The following is a 15567-nucleotide window of genomic DNA, read 5'->3' on the forward strand; positions in this document are numbered from 1 at the left end:
TCAGTCCTCCTTGTTGACAGTTGCCGCGTCCAGGAACGCCGGTCGCTCCCCGCCGCCGTGCACGAGCAGGCTCGCCCCGCTCACGTAGGCCGCCCGCTCGGAGGCCAGGAACACCGCCGCCGCCCCCACGTCCGACGGTTCGGCCAGCCGCCCCAGGGGCACGGTGGCGCCGACCGCCGCGATGCCGGCCTCGTCCCCGTAGTGCAGGTGCGACAGCTCGGTGCGCACCATGCCGAGGACGAGGGAGTTGACCCGTACCTCGGGCGCCCATTCCACGGCCATGGAGCGGGCCAGGTTCTCCAGGCCCGCCTTCGCCGCCCCGTAGGCGGCGGTGCCCGGCGAGGGCCGGGTGCCGCTCACGCTGCCGATCATCACCACCGAGCCGCGGGAGGCCCGCAGCCAGGGGTGGGCGGCGAGCGAGGCCGTCAGCGGCGCGATCAGGTTGAGCTCCAGCACCCGCGCGTGCCGCTGTGGATCACCCTCGTCCAGCAGTCGGTACGGGGTGCCGCCCGCGTTGTTGACCAGGCAGTCGAGCCGCCCGTACCGCTCGGCGACCCCGGCGAAGAAGCCGCCGACGGCGTCCGGATCGCGCAGGTCCAGGGCGGTGAAGTCGGCCTGCCGGCCGCCTTCGGCCACCGGTTCCTCCGGTGGCCGGCGGGCGCAGACGACCACCTCCGCCCCGGCCGCGAGGAACGAGCGCGCGATCCCGGCGCCCACGCCCCGGGTTCCGCCGGTGACGACGACAACCCTCCCATTGAGCTCCATCGGCTGCTACCTTCCTCACCTAACAAATGTTTGGTGGAAAGGTAGCTGATCCGCTCATGGGTGTCTCCACCTCCAGCCCGGACAAGGGCATCGCACTCGTCACAGTCGACTTCCCGCCCGTCAACGCCTTCCCGGTGCAGGGCTGGTACGACCTCGCCGACGCCCTGCGCGCCGCCGGCCGCGACCCCGAGGTCCGCTGCGTGGTGCTGGCCGCCGAGGGCCGCGGCTTCAACGCCGGCGTGGACATCAAGGAGATGCAGCGCGACACCGGCCACGCCTCCCTGATCGGCGCCAACCGCGGCTGCTACGAGGCCTTCGCCGCCGTCTACGAGTGCGAGGTCCCGGTGGTCGCCGCCGTGAACGGCTTCTGCCTCGGCGGCGGCATCGGCCTGGTCGGCAACGCGGACGCGATCGTCGCCTCCGACGACGCGACCTTCGGCCTGCCCGAGCTGGACCGGGGCGCCCTCGGCGCCGCCACCCACCTGGCCCGGCTCGTCCCGCAGCACCTGATGCGCACCCTCTACTACACCTCGCGCACGGCGACCGCCGCCGAACTGCACGCGCACGGCTCGGTCTGGAGGGTGGTCCCGCGCGCGGAACTGCGGGCCGCCGCCCTGGAACTGGCCGCCGAGATCGCGAAGAAGGACGGCTACCTGATCCGGCTGGCCAAGGCCGCCATCAACGGCATCGACCCCGTCGACGTCCGCCGCAGCTACCGCTTCGAGCAGGGCTTCACCTTCGAGGCCAACCTCAGCGGTGTCGCCGACCGGGTCCGCGACACCTTCGGGAAGGAAGAGACCCCGTGACCGACAAGACCATGACCCCCGACGAGGTGGTCGGGCGGCTGCACAGCGGCATGACCCTCGGGATCGGCGGCTGGGGCTCCCGGCGCAAGCCGATGGCCCTGGTCAGAGCGCTGCTCCGGTCCGAGATCACCGATCTGACCGTGATCTCCTACGGCGGCCCGGACGTGGGCCTCCTGGCTGCGGCGGGCCGGATCCGCCGGCTCGTCACCCCCTTCGTCACCCTCGACAGCATCCCGCTGGAGCCGCACTACCGGGCCGCCCGCGAGAGCGGCGCGCTCGCCCTCACCGAATACGACGAGGCCATGTTCATGTGGGGGCTGCACGCCGCCGCGAACCGGCTGCCCTTCCTGCCCGTCCGGGCCGGCCTCGGCTCCGACGTGATGCGGGTCAACCCGGAACTGCGCACCGTCACCTCCCCGTACGACGACGGCGAGGAGTTCGTCGCCGCCCCCGCCCTGCGCATGGACGCGGCCCTGGTCCACCTCAACCGCGCCGACCGCCTCGGCAACGGCCAGTACCTGGGCCCCGACCCCTACTTCGACGACCTCTTCTGCGAGGCCGCCGACACCGCGTACGTCTCCTGCGAGCAGCTCGTCGAGACCGCCGAGCTGTCCAAGGCCGGACCCCCGCAGTCCCTCCTGGTCAGCCGACACTCCGTCACCGGGGTCGTGGAGACCCCCAACGGCGCCCACTTCACCTCCTGCGCCCCCGACTACGACCGCGACGAGACCTTCCAGAAGCTCTACGCGACCACCCCCTGGCCCGAGTTCGCCGCCCGCTTCCTGTCCGGCGCGAGCGAGCACGACTACCAGTCCGCCGTCCGGACCTGGCACGAGGAGCAGCAGTGAGCGCCGCGACCGCCCCCACCACCCGCGCCGAATACTGCGTGATCGCCTGCGCCGAGGCCTGGCGCGACAACGGGGAGGTGCTGGCCAGCCCGATGGGCCTGGTGCCCTCCTTCGGGGCCCGTCTCGCCAAGCGCACCTTCTCCCCCGACCTGCTGCTCACCGACGGGGAGGCGATGCTGGTCGGCCTCGACGGGACGCCGGAGGGCTGGCTCCCGTACCGCAGGCACCTGGCGATGGTCACCGGTGGGCGGCGGCACGTGATGATGGGCGCCAGCCAGATCGACCGGTACGGCAATCAGAACATCTCCTGCATCGGCGACTGGGAGCGGCCCGCACGCCAACTGTTGGGCGTGCGCGGGGCTCCCGTGAACACCCTGAACAACCCGGTGAGCTACTGGGTGCCCAAGCACTCCACGCGGGTGTTCGTCGAGCGGGTCGACATGGTCAGCGGGGTCGGCTACGACCGCGCCGAGGCGGCCGGGGTGACCCGCTTCCACCGGCTGCCCCGGGTCGTCAGCGACCTCTGCGTCTTCGACTTCGCCGGCCCCGGGCACACGATGCGCCTGGCCTCCCTGCACCCGGGGGTGACCCTGGAGCGGGTCCGGGAGGCGACCGGCTTCGAGCCGGCGCTGCCCGAGGAGGTTCCGTTCACCCGCGAGCCGACCGCCGAGGAGCTGCGGCTGATCCGCGAGGTGATCGACCCCAAGGGTCTGCGCGACCGCGAAGTGCGGGTCTGACGTGGGCGGGCCGGGGATGGAGACGGAGTTCACCAGGCTGGTCGGGGTCCGCCACCCGATCGTGCAGACCGGCATGGGCTGGGTGGCGGGCCCGCGCCTGGTGTCGGCCGCGGCGAACGCGGGCGCGCTGGGCATCCTGGCGTCGGCCACGATGACCCTGGAGCAGCTGCGGGTGGCCGTCCACGAGGTCAAGTCCCGCACCGACGCGCCGTTCGGGGTCAACCTCCGCGCGGACGCCGGGGACGCGACCGAACGGGCGCGGTTGATCATCGACGAGGGCGTACGGGTGGCCTCCTTCGCCCTGGCCCCGTCGAAGGAGCTGATCTCCCGCCTCAAGGACGCCGGGGTGGTGGTGATCCCCTCGATCGGGGCGCGCCGGCACGCCGAGAAGGTGGCGGCCTGGGGCGCGGACGCGGTGATCGTCCAGGGCGGGGAGGGCGGCGGGCACACCGGGGACGTGGCCACGACCGTGCTGCTGCCCCAGGTGGTCGACGCGGTGGACATCCCGGTGATCGCGGCGGGCGGCTTCCACGACGGCCGCGGGCTGGTGGCGGCCCTGGCGTACGGGGCGGCGGGCATCGCCATGGGCACCCGTTTCCTGCTGACGTCCGACTCCACCGTCCCGGACGCGGTGAAGGCCGAGTACCTCAAGGCCGGCGTGAAGGACGTCACCGTGACCACCGCCGTCGACGGGCTTCCGCACCGGATGCTGCGCACCGAGCTGGTGGACGCGCTGGAGCGGTCCGGGCGGGCCCGGGCGTTGGCGCGGGCGGTGCGGCACGCGGCCGGGTTCAAGAAGATGTCGGGCCTGTCCTGGTCGCGGATGGTGCGCGACGGGCTGGCGATGAAGCACGGCAAGGACCTGTCCTGGAGCCAGGTCCTGCTCGCCGCGAACACCCCCATGCTCCTCAAGGCGTCCATGGTCGAGGGCCGTACGGACCTCGGCGTCATGGCATCGGGCCAGGTCGCGGGCGTGATCGAGGATCTTCCGTCGTGTGCGGAACTCGTCGAGCGCGTCATGGCCGAGGCCCGCGCAGTACTGCTCACGCTCAGCGCCCTGCCACCACCAGGGTGATCCCCCTTCTCCGTCACAGGAGTCGTCTCCATGAGCCGTGCACGAATCCGCCTGGCGACCGCCGCCTGCGCCGCGGCAGCGCTCGTCGCCGTGGCCGCCCTGCCCGCCGCCGCCCGTCAGGCGGCGCCGGTGCCCGACACCGCCTCCGGGTCCCGGCATTCCAGGGCTGAAACGATCCGCCAGATACCCCTCCAGGGCGCCGTCAACGTCCGGGACCTCGGCGGCTACCGCACGTACACCGGCGGACAGGTCCGCCAGGGGCTGGTCTACCGCTCCGACGCACTGGGCAAGCTGACCGCCGCGGACATCACCGCCGTCGCCGGTCTGGGCCTCACGAAGGCCGTGGACTTCCGCATCCCGATGGAGGTCCAGTACGACGGCGCCGACAAGCTGCCGCCGGGACTCACCGCCACCGCCCGCCCGGTCAGCGACCTGGGCCTGTACGCCACCCTGGTCGGCGCGATCGCCAGCGGCGACCCGGTCACGCAGGAGCAGATGCTCGGCGGCGGGAAGGCCGAGGCGTACATGCGGGACATCTACCGGACGTTCGTGACCAGCCCCGAGAACCGGGCGCAGTTCGCGAAGACGCTCCGGGAGATCGCCGACGGCAAGCAGGGCCCGCTGCTCTACCACTGCACGTCCGGGAAGGACCGTACGGGCTGGATGAGCTACGTGCTGCTGCGCGCGCTGGCGGTGCCGGAGGCGACGGCCGAGAGCGACTACCTGGCGTCGAACACCTTCCGGGGTGCCTACGACGCCCAGGTGCGCGCGGGCCTCAAGCAATCGGGCCGGATGCAGAACCCGGACCTGCTGATCCCGCTCCAGGAGGTCCGCCCCGACTACCTGGACTCGGCGACCGAGCGCATGGAGGCCGACTACGGCAGCTTCTACGGCTACCTGACCAAGGGCCTCGGCCTGGACCTCGGGACGCTCGCGAAGCTCCAGGCCAAGATGGTCCGGTAACCGGCGCGGAACGACACGAAGCCGGGCAGCGCGTGAGGCGCTGCCCGGCTTCGTCGTGCGTGCGTACGGATCAGACCGCGCGGCGGCGGCCCTGGCCGCCGGTGCCCACCCGGCTGCGCGCGGAGGCCGCGGCGGCGCCACCGGAGGCGCCGCCCCCGGTGCGACGGGCCTGGCCGGCGGAGCCGGAACCGGAGCCGCCGGCGCCACCCTGGCCGCCCTGGCCGCGGCGGGCCTGGCCCGACCCGGAGGCCGGGGCCTGGCCGGAGGCGCCGCCGCCGGAGCGGCGCGGGGCGCGACCGCCGGTGGCCGGGGCGCCGCCCGTGGCGGAGCCGGTGCGCGGACCGCCGGAGCGGCGGCGCGCGGACCCGTTGCCGCCGTTGCCGTTCCCGCTGCCGTTCCCGCTGCCGTTGCGCTGCTTCGGCGGGGTGGCCTGCGGGACCTCCATCACCACGGGGATGCCCGAGGGCTCCTTGGCGCCGGTGAGGCGGGACAGCTCGGCGTCGGAGGACTTGATCTGCGCGGTGCGCGGGTTGATCCCGGCGTCCGACATGAGGCGGGTCATGTCCCGCTTCTGGTCGGGCAGCACCAGGGTGACCACGCTGCCGGACTCGCCGGCGCGGGCGGTACGGCCGCCGCGGTGGAGGTAGTCCTTGTGGTCGGTCGGCGGGTCCACGTTGACGACCAGGTCGAGGTCGTCGATGTGGATGCCGCGCGCGGCCACGTTCGTGGCGACCAGCGCGGTGACCTCGCCTGTCTTGAACCAGTCCAGAGTGCGGTTGCGCTGCGGCTGCGAGCGCCCGCCGTGCAGGCCGGAGGCGCGCACGCCGTCCGCGAGGAGCTTCTTGACCATGCGGTCGACCCCGCGCTTGGTGTCGACGAACATGATCACCCGGCCGTCACGAGCGGCTATGCGCGTGGCCACGGCCTTCTTGTCGGTCTCGTCCATGACGTACAGGACGTGGTGCTCCATCGTGCTGACCGCACCGGCGGACGGGTCGACGGAGAAGGCGACCGGGTCGTGCAGGAACATCTTGACGAGCTTGTCGATGTTCTTGTCGAGGGTCGCCGAGAACAGCATGGTCTGGCCCTCGGGCTGGACCTGCTTGAGCAGGGCGGTGACCTGCGGCATGAAGCCCATGTCGGTCATCTGGTCGGCCTCGTCGAGGACCGTGATGGAGACCTGCGAGAGGTCGGCGTCACCGCGGTCGATGAGGTCCTTCAGACGGCCGGGGGTGGCGACGAGCACCTCGGCGCCGCGGCGCAGGGCGCCGGACTGCCGGTTGATCGACATGCCGCCGACGACGGTGGTGATCCGCAGGTTGACGGAGGTGGCGTACGGGGCCATCGCGTCGGTGACCTGCTGCGCGAGCTCGCGGGTCGGTACGAGGACCAGCGCGAGCGGCTGCTTCGGCTGTGCGCGGCGGCCGGCGGTGCGGGCCAGCAGGGCCAGGCCGAAGGCCAGCGTCTTGCCGGAGCCGGTACGGCCGCGGCCGAGCAGGTCACGGCCGACGAGGGAGTTCGGGATGGTCGCGGCCTGGATGGGGAACGGCTCGGTGACGCCCTGGGCGGCGAGGGTCTTCAGCAGCGCCTCGGGCATGTCCATGTCCGCGAAGGCGTCCACCGGCGGGAGGGCCGGGGTCAGCGGTTCGGGCATGGTGAATTCTTGGGGCCGGGCTACGGGGGCGGACTTCTGCCGTCCCGCGCCAGCCTTCGGACGTCCCTGGGCCGCACCTCGACCCCGGGTGGGGCGGCGACTGGGTCGTGCGGAGCTGGAGCTGGTCATGCGGAAAACGCCCTCCTGATACCGGCAGGTAAACACGTTCGTACGCGGTGAGGTAGGAACGCGGGTGAAACGGGTGGAACAGCAGACAAGCCGGGGCCCGCACCTCGCGGTGCGGACCCCGGCCGGCTGACGTACTTAGTTGGCGGGGAGGATGTTCTCCGCCTGGGGGCCCTTCTGGCCCTGGGTCACGTCGAAGGACACGCGCTGGCCCTCCTGGAGCTCACGGAAGCCCTGGGTGGCGATGTTCGAGTAGTGGGCGAAGACGTCCGGGCCGCCACCGTCCTGCTCGATGAAGCCGAAGCCCTTTTCCGAGTTGAACCACTTCACGGTGCCAAGTGCCATTTGAATCTCCTGAATAGGCGGCAAGGGCCCCATCCGGAGATCCCGGTAAAAACAATTAAAGCGCCTGTCGGAGAGTTCCCGTCAGGCGCACATAAAGTTCATGGGTACCACAACTGCAACGCGTCCAAAGCTAGCACACCTCCGTCGGAGGAACCTCCCCCCGCCCGGAAGGCCCCCTACGGGGGCGCCTCGGGTGGCGCCCCCGGTCACGGGCTCAGAGCCGCTCGATGATCGTCACGTTCGCCTGTCCGCCGCCCTCGCACATCGTCTGGAGGCCGTAGCGGCCGCCCGTGCGTTCCAGCTCGTGCAGGAGCGTCGTCATGAGCTTGACGCCCGTGGCGCCCAGCGGGTGACCCAGGGCGATGGCTCCGCCGTTCACGTTGACCCGCTCCGGGTCGGCGCCCGTCGCCTTCAGCCAGGCCAGGACCACGGGGGCGAAGGCCTCGTTGATCTCGACCAGGTCGATGTCGGCGAGGGACAGGCCGGTCTTCTTCAGGGCGTACGCGGTCGCCGGGATCGGCGCGGACAGCATCCGGATGGGGTCCTCGCCGCGCACCGAGAGGTGGTGGATGCGCGCCCTCGGCGTGAGGCCGTGTTCGGCGACCGCCCGCTCGGAGGCGATCAGCATCGCCGCCGCCCCGTCGGAGACCTGCGAGGAGACGGCCGCCGTGATGGTGCCGCCCTCGACGACCGGCTTGAGACCGGCCATCTTCTCCAGGGTGGTGTCCCGGCGCGGTCCCTCGTCCACGCGCACGTCCCCGTAGGCCACGATCTCGCGCTCGAAGCGGCCCTCGTCGATGGCCCGCAGCGCCCGCCGGTGGGAGCGCAGGGCGAACTCCTCCATGTCGCGCCGGCTGATCCCCCACTTCTCGGCGATGAGTTGGGCCCCGTGGAACTGGTTCACGGGGGCGTCCCCGTAGCGGGCGCGCCAGCCGGCCGAGCCCGCGTAGGGGCCCTCGCTGAAGCCGAGGGGTTCGGCGGCCTGCCGGGAGGCGAAGGCGATGGGGATCATGGACATGTTCTGGGTGCCGCCCGCGACCACGAGGTCCTGCGTGCCGGACAGGACGCCCTGCGCGGCGAAGTGCACGGCCTGCTGCGAGGAGCCGCACTGCCGGTCGACGGTGACGCCGGGGACCTCCTCCGGCAGGCCCGCCGCCAGCCAGGCCGTCCGCGCGATGTCGCCGGCCTGCGGCCCGACGGTGTCGAGGCAGCCGAAGACCACGTCCTCGACGGCGGCCGGGTCCACTCCGGTCCGCTCCACGAGGGCCTTGAGCACGTGGGCGCCGAGGTCGGCGGGGTGGACGGCCGCGAGGCCGCCCTTGCGCCGTCCCACGGGGGTGCGTACCGCATCGACTATGTAGGCCTCGGCCATGACGACTCCTTGACGGGTTGACGGATCAGGTCCGTACGGCGATCCCGTCCAGCACCATCGACAGGTACTGACGGGCGATCTCCTCGGGGCTGTGCTGTCCGCCGGGCCGGTACCAGGACGCCGCCACCCACACCGTGTCGCGCACGAAGCGGTAGGTGAGGCGGATGTCGAGGTCGGCCCGGAAGACCTGCGCGGCGACCCCCCGCTCCAGCGTCCCCAACCAGGCCTTCTCGAACTTCTGTTGGGAGTCCGAGAGGTAGTGGAAGCGGGGCTGCGCGGACAGGGTGCGCGCTTCCTTCTGGTAGATCGCGACGGCGGCGCGGTGCCGGTCGATCTCCCGGAAGGACTCCGTGACGAGGGCCTCGATGGTCTCCCTGGGGCCGAGGCCGGAGGCGAGGACGGTGTCGTAGCCCGCCCACAGCTCGGTCAGGAAGGCCGAGAGGATCTCGTCGAGCATCGATTCCTTGGAATCGAAGTGGTAGTAGAGGCTGCCGGCGAGCATCCCGGCGGCGTCGGCGATCTTCCGGACGGTGGTGGCGTTGTAGCCCTGGGCCGCGAACACCTCGGCTGCGGTGTCGAGCAGCTCGCGGCGCCGCTCTGGTGACGCCGTCACCTGCGTCTTCTTCTTGTTCGTTGGCACGCGCCCATTCTGGGCCCCGGGGGTGTCTGATCCACCAGACACCCCCTACGCGTGCTGGCTGCTGACGGAGACGGTCTCGCCCGTCATGTACGACGAGTAGCCGGAGGCCAGGAAGACGATGACGTTGGCGATCTCCCAGGGCTCGGCGTAGCGGCCGAAGGCCTCGCGGGCGGTGAGTTCGGTGAGCAGTTCCTCGCTGGTGACCTTCACCAGGTGCGGGTGCATGGCCAGGCTCGGGGCGACCGTGTTGATCCGTACGCCGAACTCGGCGGCCTCCAGGGCGGCGCAGCGGCTCAGGGCCATCACCCCGGCCTTGGCGGCGGCGTAGTGGGCCTGGCCGGTCTGGGCACGCCAGCCGATGACGGAGGCGTTGTTGACGATGACCCCGCCCCGGCCGGCGGCCCGGAAGGAGCGCAGGGCGGCGCGGGTGCAGCGGAAGGTGCCGTTGAGGGTGACGTCGAGGACGCGGGACCACTGGTCGTCGGTCATGTCGACGAGGGGTGCGGTGCCGCCGAGGCCGGCGTTGTTGACGACGACGTCGAGGCCGCCGTGGAGGTGTTCGGCGCGTGCGAAGAGGGCGCCGACCTGGTCCTCGTCGGTGACGTCGCAGGGCAGGGAGGCGACGCGGTCGGCGCCGAACTCGGCGGCGAGGGCCTCCTCGGTCTCCTTGAGGCGGCGGGCGTGGGCGTCGCCGAGGAGGACGCGGGCGCCCTCTTCCAGGAAGCGGCGGGCGGTGGCGCCGCCGATGCCCGCTCCGGCGGCGGCCGTGACGACGGCGGTGCGGCCGGTGAGGAGCCCGTGGGCGGGGACGTAGGCGGGCGCTTCGTTCATGCCCGGACCTCCTTGGGAAGGCCGAGGATCCGCTCGGCGACGATGTTGCGCTGGATCTCGTCGGAGCCCGCGTAGATGGTGTCGGCGCGGGAGAAGAGGTAGAGCCGCTGGTGGTCGTCGAGGTCGTACGGGTCCCCGTGCGCGCCGGTGGCGAGGAGGGAGGCGGCGCCGCGGACGTCCATGGCGAGTTCGCCGAGGTCGCGGTGCCAGCGGGCCCAGTACAACTTGGCGCTGGAGGGGGCGGCGTCGGGTCGCAGGGCGGTGGCGCGCATGGCCTCCAGGCCGATCCAGGCGCGGACGAGGCGGTCGCGGACCAGCGGGTCGTCGATCGCGCCGTTGCGGCGGGCGAGGTCGGCGATGCCTTCGAGTTCGCGGCGGAAGCCGACCTGTTGGCCGAGGGTGGAGACGCCGCGTTCGAAGCCGAGGGTGGCCATGGCGACGGCCCAGCCGTCGCCGGGGGCGCCGACGACGTGGGCGGCGTCGGTGCGGGCTCCGTCGAAGAAGACCTCGTTGAACTCGGAGGTGCCGGTGAGTTGGGTGATGGGGCGGACCTCGACGCCGGGTTGGTCCATGGGGACCAGGAGGTAGGACAGGCCGGCGTGGCGGCGCGAGCCCGGCTCGGTGCGGGCGAGGACGAAGCACCACTGGGCCTCGTGGGCCAGGGAGGTCCAGGTCTTCTGGCCGTCGATGCTCCACTGCCCGTCGAGCGGGGTGGCGCGGGTGCGGACGGCGGCCAGGTCGGAGCCGGCGTCGGGTTCGCTGTAGCCCTGGCACCACAGTTCCCGGACGGTCCTGATGGGTTCGAGGAAGCGGGCCTTCTGTTCCTCGGTGCCGTGGGCGATGAGGGTGGGGCCGAGGAGTTGTTCCCCGATGTGGCCCACGCGCGCGGGGGCGTCGGCGAGGGCGTACTCCTCGTGGAAGGCGATCTGCTCCTCGACGCTCGCGCCGCGCCCGCCGTGTTCGACGGGCCAGCCGACGCAGGTCCAGCCGTGGGCCGCCATGTGCCGTTCCCAGGCGAGGCGTTCGGCGAAGGCCTCGTGCTCGCGCCCGGGTCCGCCGCGGCCCTTGAGGGTCGCGAACCCGCCGGTGAGGTGGGCGCGGAGCCAACTGCGGACCTCGGTGCGGAACTCCTCGACGCTGCTCATGGGCGTACGTTAACCTACCAAACACTTGTTAGGGAAGGATCCGTGGATGCCTGCTGACCCCACCGCCGACGAGGCCCTCACCGAGGCTCCCGTGGTGCTCTACGAGCGCCGCGGCCCCGTCGCGTACGTGACCATGAACCGCCCCCGCTACCGCAACGCCCAGAACAGCGCCATGACCTACGCGCTGGACGACGCCTTCTACCGGGCCGCCGAGGACCCCGCCGTGAAGGTCGTGGTCCTGACCGGGGCCGGCGACCACTTCTCGGCGGGCCACGACATCGGCACCCCCGGCCGCGACGCCCACCTCCCCTTCACCCGCCGGGCCGGGCTCTGGTGGGACCACTCCGAGCGGTCGGGCGCCGAATCCCGCTTCGCCCGCGAGTCGGAGGTCTACCTGGGCATGTGCCGGCGCTGGCGGGAGCTGCCCAAGCCGGTGATCGCCTCGGTGCGGGGGGCGTGCGTGGCGGGCGGGCTGATGCTGGCCTGGGTGTGCGACCTGATCGTGGCGAGCGAGGACGCCTTCTTCGCCGACCCGGTGGTGCGGATGGGCATCCCCGGGGTGGAGTACTTCGCCCACCCGTGGGCGATGCCCCCGCGCGTCGCCAAGGAGTTCCTCTTCACCGGCGACCGGATGCCCGCCCGCCGGGCGTACGAGGTCGGCATGGTCAACCGGGTCGTGGAGCACTCCGAACTCGACGCCGCCACCGAGCTGTTGGCACTGCGGATCGCCGAGATGCCCGGCTTCGGGCTGGCCCTGACCAAGCGGGCCGTCAACCAGGCCGAGGACCTCCAGGGCCTGCACACCGGCATGGACTCCGTCTTCGGACTGCACCACCTCGCGCACGCCCACAACGCCGAGACGGCGGCGGACCCGCTCGGCGGCATGGACGTGGCCGCCATGAAGAGCGCCGCGACGAAGGAGGCGAACGGCTGATGGACCTCGACCACTCGGCGGGCGTGGCGGACTTCCGGGCCGAGGCCCGCGCCTGGCTCCGCGCCCACGTGCCCCCCGTGCCCCTGCCGTCCCTGGAGACCGAGGAGGGCTTCGCCGCCCACCGGGAGTGGGAGGCGCGCCTGCACGCGGACCGCTGGGCCGTGGTGTCCTGGCCCGAGGAGTACGGCGGCCGGGGCGCGGACATCGAGCGGTGGCTGGTCTTCGAGGAGGAGTACTGGGCGGCGGGCGCGCCCGGACGGGTCTCCCAGAACGGCATCAACCTGCTCGCCCCCACCCTGTTCGACCACGCGACGGACGAACAGCGGGCCCGCGTCCTGCCCTCCATGGCGAGCGGCGAGGTGATCTGGGCGCAGGCCTGGTCCGAGCCGGAGTCGGGCTCCGACCTGGCCTCCCTGAAGTCCCGGGCGGTGCGCACCGAGGGCGGCTGGCTGCTGTCGGGGCAGAAGACCTGGTCCTCGCGGGCCGCCTTCGCGGACCGGGCCTTCGGCATCTTCCGCACCGACCCGGACACCCCGAAGCCCCACCAGGGCCTCACGTACCTGATGTTCGACCTGCGGGCGCCGGGGGTGACGGTGCGGCCCATCGGCCGGCTCGACGGGAAGCCGGCCTTCGCCGAGCTGTTCCTCGACGAGGTCTTCGTCCCCGACGCCGACGTCATCGGCGAGCCGGGTCAGGGCTGGCGGATCGCGATGTCCACCACCGGCAACGAACGCGGGCTGACCCTGCGCTCCCCCGGCCGTTTCCTCGCCGCCGCCGACCGCCTCGTCTGCCTGTGGGAGGCGACCGGGGACCCCTCGGACACGGCGCTGCGCGACCGGGTCGCGGACGCGGTGGTCGGCGCCCGCGCCTACGAGCTGTTCACCTGGACCAACGCCTCCCGCTTCGCGGCGGGCGAGACCATCGGCGCGGAGTCCAGCCTGAACAAGGTGTTCTGGTCCCGGTACGACATCGCCCTGCACGAGACGGCCCTGGACCTCCTGGGGGCGGACGCGGAGCTGGCGGACGGCGAGTGGGCCGAGCCGTGGGTGTTCTCCCTGGCCGGACCGATCTACGCCGGGACCAACGAGATCCAGCGCGACATCATCGCCGAGCGGCTGCTCGGCCTCCCGAAGGGCCGCCGCTGATGCGCTTCCTGCCGACCGAGGAACAGTCCGACTTCGCCCGTACGCTGCGCTCCCTGCTGGGCGCCGCCGAGGTCCCGGCGACGGTACGGGCCTGGGCGGCCGGCGACCACGGCCCCGGGCTGGCCCTGTGGTCCCGGCTCGCGGGGACGGGCCTGTGGGCGCTGGCCGCGCCGGAGGAACCCGCGGAATTCGGCGGGGTCGGACTGCTGCCGGTGGAGCTGGCCCTCGGCTTCGTGGAACTCGGGCGGGCGGGGGTGGCGGGACCCGCGGTGGAGACCGCCGCGGTGTGCGTGCTGCTGGCCCGGCTCGGGGACGAGGGGTTGGCGAAACGGTTCCTCCCGGGGCTGGTCGCGGGCGACTCCCTGGCCACCCTGACCCTGCCCGGGGGCTCCCCGTACGCCCTGGACGCCGACGCCGCCGCGTACCGGTTCACGGTGTCGGCGCAAGGGGAGCTGCGGCTGGCTCCGGCGGGCGGCGCCCCGTTGACCTCCCTCGACCCGGCCCGGCGCCTGTCGGTGTCGCCGCCGGGCGGGGAACTCCTCGCGGCGGGGCCGGCCGTCGCGCGGGCGGCCGGCGAAGCGCTGGGCTGGGCCCGGCTGTTGACGGCGGCCCAGAGCCTGGGCGTGGGCGAGGCGCTCCTGGCCCGGACGGTGGAGTACGCCAAGCAGCGCACCCAGTTCGCCGCGCCCATCGGCTCCTTCCAGGCGGTCAAGCACCGCCTCGCCGACACCCTGATCGGCCTGGAGTTCGCGCGGCCGCTGCTGTGGGCGGCGGCGCTGTCCCTGGAGGCGGGCGAGATCGCGGCGGCGAAGCTGACCGCGGGCGAGGCGGCGTACGCGGCGGCGCTGACGGCGCTCCAACTCCACGGCGCGGTCGGCTACACGGAGGAGCTGGACCTCTCGCTGTGGCTGCGCAAGGCCCGGCCGCTGCGCGACGCGTGGGGAACGCCCGCGCAGTGTCGGGCGCTGGTGCTTCAGTCCCGGGAGGGGCGGGAGGCGCAACGGTGGGCGGCTGAACGGTAGGCCGTGACGAGGGCGGTGTTGACGAGCGCCACTCCGGCGAACCAGAGGGCCTCCGAGGGCTGCCCGAGCCCGGCGATGGCGAGGGCGGCGGCCCCGAAGACGAGGGCCTTCACGGCGAGCGCGACCGGTGTCGGGACCGGGTGGCGGGCGCGCGGCGCGGCGAAGGCCCCCCACAGGACGGCCGCCGCGCCCGCCACCACGGCGCCGAGCAGCACCCCGAGCACGAGCCCGCCGCCCTGCTCGTAGCCCCAGACGGCGAGGGCGAGGAGGGCGACGACCTCCAGCAGGAACGCGAGGACGTCGTTGAGCAGGGCGAAGGCCCGGTGCGGGGCGGAGCGGGTCACCCGTCAGCCGATCCGGGCCACGTGCAGGCCGACGACGTACGGCTCCTCGACCACCCCGTCCGGGAAGAGCGGCGCCAACCGCGCGCGCTCGGCGTCCATGAAGGCGCGCGTGCCGTCCTCGCCGAGGAGCAGGAAGGCGGAGTGGCTGGAGAGGTTCGCCAGGTGCGCGGCCAGGGGGATCCGCCGCGACCAGGCCAGGGAGCGGCTGGTGAAACCGGTGTCGAGGCCCTGGGGAAGGGTGCGGAAGGGGGTGGCGCCGTCGGCCGCGAACAGCTCGCGGATCCGGGCTCCCTGGGCGGCGACCCACGGGACGGAATCGTCGATGTCGTTCCACCAGATCGCGAGCGCGCCGCCGGGGCGCAGCACGCGGCGGGCCTCGGGGACGGAGCGGGCGGGGTCGGTCCAGTGCCAGGCCTGGGCGTACGTGAGGAGGTCCACGGAGGCGTCGGCGAGCGGCAGCCGGTCCCCGTCGCCCCGGACCACGGGGATCCCCGGGTGGGCGCGCCGGAACTGCGCGGCCATGCCGTCTCCGGGCTCGACGGCGACCACGTCGGCCCCGCGCGCGTGCAGCGGTCCGGTCCCGATGCCCGTACCGGCGCCGACGTCGGCGACGCGGGCTCCGGCGAGCGGCCGGCCGGCGAGTTCCTCCAGCGCGTCGTACAACGCCTCGGGGTAGCCGGGCCGGTGCGCGGCGTAGAGGGCCGCGGCGGAGTCGAAGGAGCGGGCGCGTGTGGTCATGTCCCCATTGTTTTCGACCGCCCGGCCCGTGACCAGCCCGTTCGGCGGCCAGGTCCTGCCGCGCCGGTCGGCCGACC

Annotated in this window: 17 protein-coding genes; 8 read left to right on the forward strand and 9 right to left on the reverse strand. The window is 73.1% G+C overall.

The genetic code is table 11. The features are described from left to right. A complete protein-coding gene (locus tag ACIOD1_RS22270) occupies positions 1 to 765 on the reverse strand; it encodes an SDR family oxidoreductase (RefSeq protein ID WP_365624597.1) in 765 nt (254 codons plus the stop codon). Positions 766 to 821: 56 nt separating this feature from the next. Here ACIOD1_RS22270 and ACIOD1_RS22275 point away from each other — a divergent pair, with 56 nt between their 5' ends. The 5 genes from ACIOD1_RS22275 to ACIOD1_RS22295 are packed head-to-tail and all read left to right on the forward strand — an operon-like array spanning position 822 to position 5194. Continuing rightward, complete coding sequence (locus ACIOD1_RS22275; protein WP_401904129.1) at positions 822 to 1571, forward strand: enoyl-CoA hydratase family protein; 750 nt, start codon at positions 822 to 824, stop codon at positions 1569 to 1571. Then, positions 1568 to 2419: a CoA-transferase gene (locus tag ACIOD1_RS22280; protein ID WP_365624603.1), complete on the forward strand. Its 852-nt coding sequence runs from the start codon at positions 1568 to 1570 to the stop codon at positions 2417 to 2419. Before ACIOD1_RS22275 ends, ACIOD1_RS22280 begins: the two co-directional genes overlap by 4 nt. Further along, entirely contained in the window at positions 2416 to 3156 is a 741-nt protein-coding gene (locus ACIOD1_RS22285; RefSeq protein WP_365624606.1) for a CoA-transferase, read from the forward strand. Before ACIOD1_RS22280 ends, ACIOD1_RS22285 begins: the two co-directional genes overlap by 4 nt. A 16-nt stretch (positions 3157 to 3172) precedes the next feature. Next, positions 3173 to 4231 (forward strand): NAD(P)H-dependent flavin oxidoreductase, encoded by a 1059-nt coding sequence (locus ACIOD1_RS22290; protein ID WP_401904131.1) that lies wholly within the window; start codon positions 3173 to 3175, stop codon positions 4229 to 4231. A 30-nt stretch (positions 4232 to 4261) separates the two neighbouring features. After that, a complete protein-coding gene (locus tag ACIOD1_RS22295; RefSeq protein WP_365624612.1) occupies positions 4262 to 5194 on the forward strand; it encodes a tyrosine-protein phosphatase in 933 nt (310 codons plus the stop codon). A gap of 70 nt (positions 5195 to 5264) precedes the next feature. Here ACIOD1_RS22295 and ACIOD1_RS22300 read toward each other — a convergent pair whose 3' ends face one another. The 6 genes from ACIOD1_RS22300 to ACIOD1_RS22325 all read right to left on the reverse strand — a co-directional run bounded on the left by ACIOD1_RS22300 (position 5265) and on the right by ACIOD1_RS22325 (position 11307). After that, entirely contained in the window at positions 5265 to 6977 is a 1713-nt protein-coding gene (locus ACIOD1_RS22300; protein WP_365624615.1) for a DEAD/DEAH box helicase, read from the reverse strand. A gap of 135 nt (positions 6978 to 7112) precedes the next feature. Beyond that, complete coding sequence (locus ACIOD1_RS22305) at positions 7113 to 7319, reverse strand: cold-shock protein (protein WP_030707191.1); 207 nt, start codon at positions 7317 to 7319, stop codon at positions 7113 to 7115. A gap of 214 nt (positions 7320 to 7533) precedes the next feature. Continuing rightward, the gene (locus ACIOD1_RS22310) at positions 7534 to 8691 is read right to left on the reverse strand and encodes an acetyl-CoA C-acetyltransferase (protein ID WP_365624620.1); all 1158 of its coding nucleotides are present in this window, start codon (positions 8689 to 8691) and stop codon (positions 7534 to 7536) included. Between the two features lie 25 nt (positions 8692 to 8716). Beyond that, positions 8717 to 9331 carry a TetR/AcrR family transcriptional regulator gene (locus ACIOD1_RS22315; RefSeq protein WP_365624623.1) on the reverse strand — a complete coding sequence of 205 codons (615 nt, stop codon included), beginning with the start codon at positions 9329 to 9331 and terminating at the stop codon, positions 8717 to 8719. Positions 9332 to 9376: 45 nt separating this feature from the next. Continuing rightward, positions 9377 to 10162 carry an SDR family oxidoreductase gene (locus ACIOD1_RS22320; RefSeq protein ID WP_365624626.1) on the reverse strand — a complete coding sequence of 262 codons (786 nt, stop codon included), beginning with the start codon at positions 10160 to 10162 and terminating at the stop codon, positions 9377 to 9379. Continuing rightward, entirely contained in the window at positions 10159 to 11307 is a 1149-nt protein-coding gene (locus ACIOD1_RS22325; protein WP_365624629.1) for an acyl-CoA dehydrogenase family protein, read from the reverse strand. The genes ACIOD1_RS22320 and ACIOD1_RS22325 overlap by 4 nt, the downstream gene beginning before the upstream one ends. A gap of 46 nt (positions 11308 to 11353) precedes the next feature. On the opposite strand from ACIOD1_RS22325, the gene ACIOD1_RS22330 reads away from it, so the two are divergent. From ACIOD1_RS22330 to ACIOD1_RS22340, 3 genes are read left to right on the forward strand one after another with little or no spacing between them, the layout of a single operon-like run. After that, positions 11354 to 12241 carry an enoyl-CoA hydratase gene (locus ACIOD1_RS22330; protein WP_365624632.1) on the forward strand — a complete coding sequence of 296 codons (888 nt, stop codon included), beginning with the start codon at positions 11354 to 11356 and terminating at the stop codon, positions 12239 to 12241. Next, positions 12241 to 13386 (forward strand): acyl-CoA dehydrogenase family protein, encoded by a 1146-nt coding sequence (locus tag ACIOD1_RS22335; protein WP_365624635.1) that lies wholly within the window; start codon positions 12241 to 12243, stop codon positions 13384 to 13386. The genes ACIOD1_RS22330 and ACIOD1_RS22335 overlap by 1 nt, the downstream gene beginning before the upstream one ends. Continuing rightward, positions 13386 to 14408: an acyl-CoA dehydrogenase family protein gene (locus tag ACIOD1_RS22340; RefSeq protein ID WP_365624638.1), complete on the forward strand. Its 1023-nt coding sequence runs from the start codon at positions 13386 to 13388 to the stop codon at positions 14406 to 14408. Before ACIOD1_RS22335 ends, ACIOD1_RS22340 begins: the two co-directional genes overlap by 1 nt. Here ACIOD1_RS22340 and ACIOD1_RS22345 read toward each other — a convergent pair. Together ACIOD1_RS22345 and ACIOD1_RS22350 are read right to left on the reverse strand one after the other, a co-directional pair. Next, entirely contained in the window at positions 14360 to 14752 is a 393-nt protein-coding gene (locus ACIOD1_RS22345; RefSeq protein WP_365624641.1) for a DUF2568 domain-containing protein, read from the reverse strand. The two genes, ACIOD1_RS22340 and ACIOD1_RS22345, sit on opposite strands and share 49 nt — an antisense overlap. A gap of 3 nt (positions 14753 to 14755) precedes the next feature. Next, entirely contained in the window at positions 14756 to 15490 is a 735-nt protein-coding gene (locus tag ACIOD1_RS22350) for a class I SAM-dependent methyltransferase (protein WP_365624644.1), read from the reverse strand. Between the last annotated feature and the right edge of the window lie 77 nt (positions 15491 to 15567).

The organism is Streptomyces sp. NPDC088097, from assembly GCF_044741845.1.
Classification (GTDB): Bacteria; Actinomycetota; Actinomycetes; order Streptomycetales; family Streptomycetaceae; genus Streptomyces.

Bases quoted from the DNA above. Each gene is read 5' to 3' on its own strand.
- ACIOD1_RS22350 (WP_365624644.1), bottom strand. From the start codon at position 15,490: ATGACCACACGCGCCCGCTCCTTCGACTCCGCCGCGGCCCTCTACGCC.
- ACIOD1_RS22305 (WP_030707191.1), bottom strand. From the start codon at position 7,319: ATGGCACTTGGCACCGTGAAGTGGTTCAACTCGGAAAAGGGCTTCGGC.
- ACIOD1_RS22300 (WP_365624615.1), bottom strand. From the start codon at position 6,977: ATGACCAGCTCCAGCTCCGCACGACCCAGTCGCCGCCCCACCCGGGGT.
- ACIOD1_RS22320 (WP_365624626.1), bottom strand. From the start codon at position 10,162: ATGAACGAAGCGCCCGCCTACGTCCCCGCCCACGGGCTCCTCACCGGC.
- ACIOD1_RS22275 (WP_401904129.1), top strand. From the start codon at position 822: ATGGGTGTCTCCACCTCCAGCCCGGACAAGGGCATCGCACTCGTCACA.
- ACIOD1_RS22340 (WP_365624638.1), top strand. From the start codon at position 13,386: ATGCGCTTCCTGCCGACCGAGGAACAGTCCGACTTCGCCCGTACGCTG.
- ACIOD1_RS22290 (WP_401904131.1), top strand. From the start codon at position 3,173: ATGGAGACGGAGTTCACCAGGCTGGTCGGGGTCCGCCACCCGATCGTG.
- ACIOD1_RS22325 (WP_365624629.1), bottom strand. From the start codon at position 11,307: ATGAGCAGCGTCGAGGAGTTCCGCACCGAGGTCCGCAGTTGGCTCCGC.
- ACIOD1_RS22270 (WP_365624597.1), bottom strand. From the start codon at position 765: ATGGAGCTCAATGGGAGGGTTGTCGTCGTCACCGGCGGAACCCGGGGC.
- ACIOD1_RS22330 (WP_365624632.1), top strand. From the start codon at position 11,354: ATGCCTGCTGACCCCACCGCCGACGAGGCCCTCACCGAGGCTCCCGTG.
- ACIOD1_RS22310 (WP_365624620.1), bottom strand. From the start codon at position 8,691: ATGGCCGAGGCCTACATAGTCGATGCGGTACGCACCCCCGTGGGACGG.
- ACIOD1_RS22295 (WP_365624612.1), top strand. From the start codon at position 4,262: ATGAGCCGTGCACGAATCCGCCTGGCGACCGCCGCCTGCGCCGCGGCA.
- ACIOD1_RS22335 (WP_365624635.1), top strand. From the start codon at position 12,241: ATGGACCTCGACCACTCGGCGGGCGTGGCGGACTTCCGGGCCGAGGCC.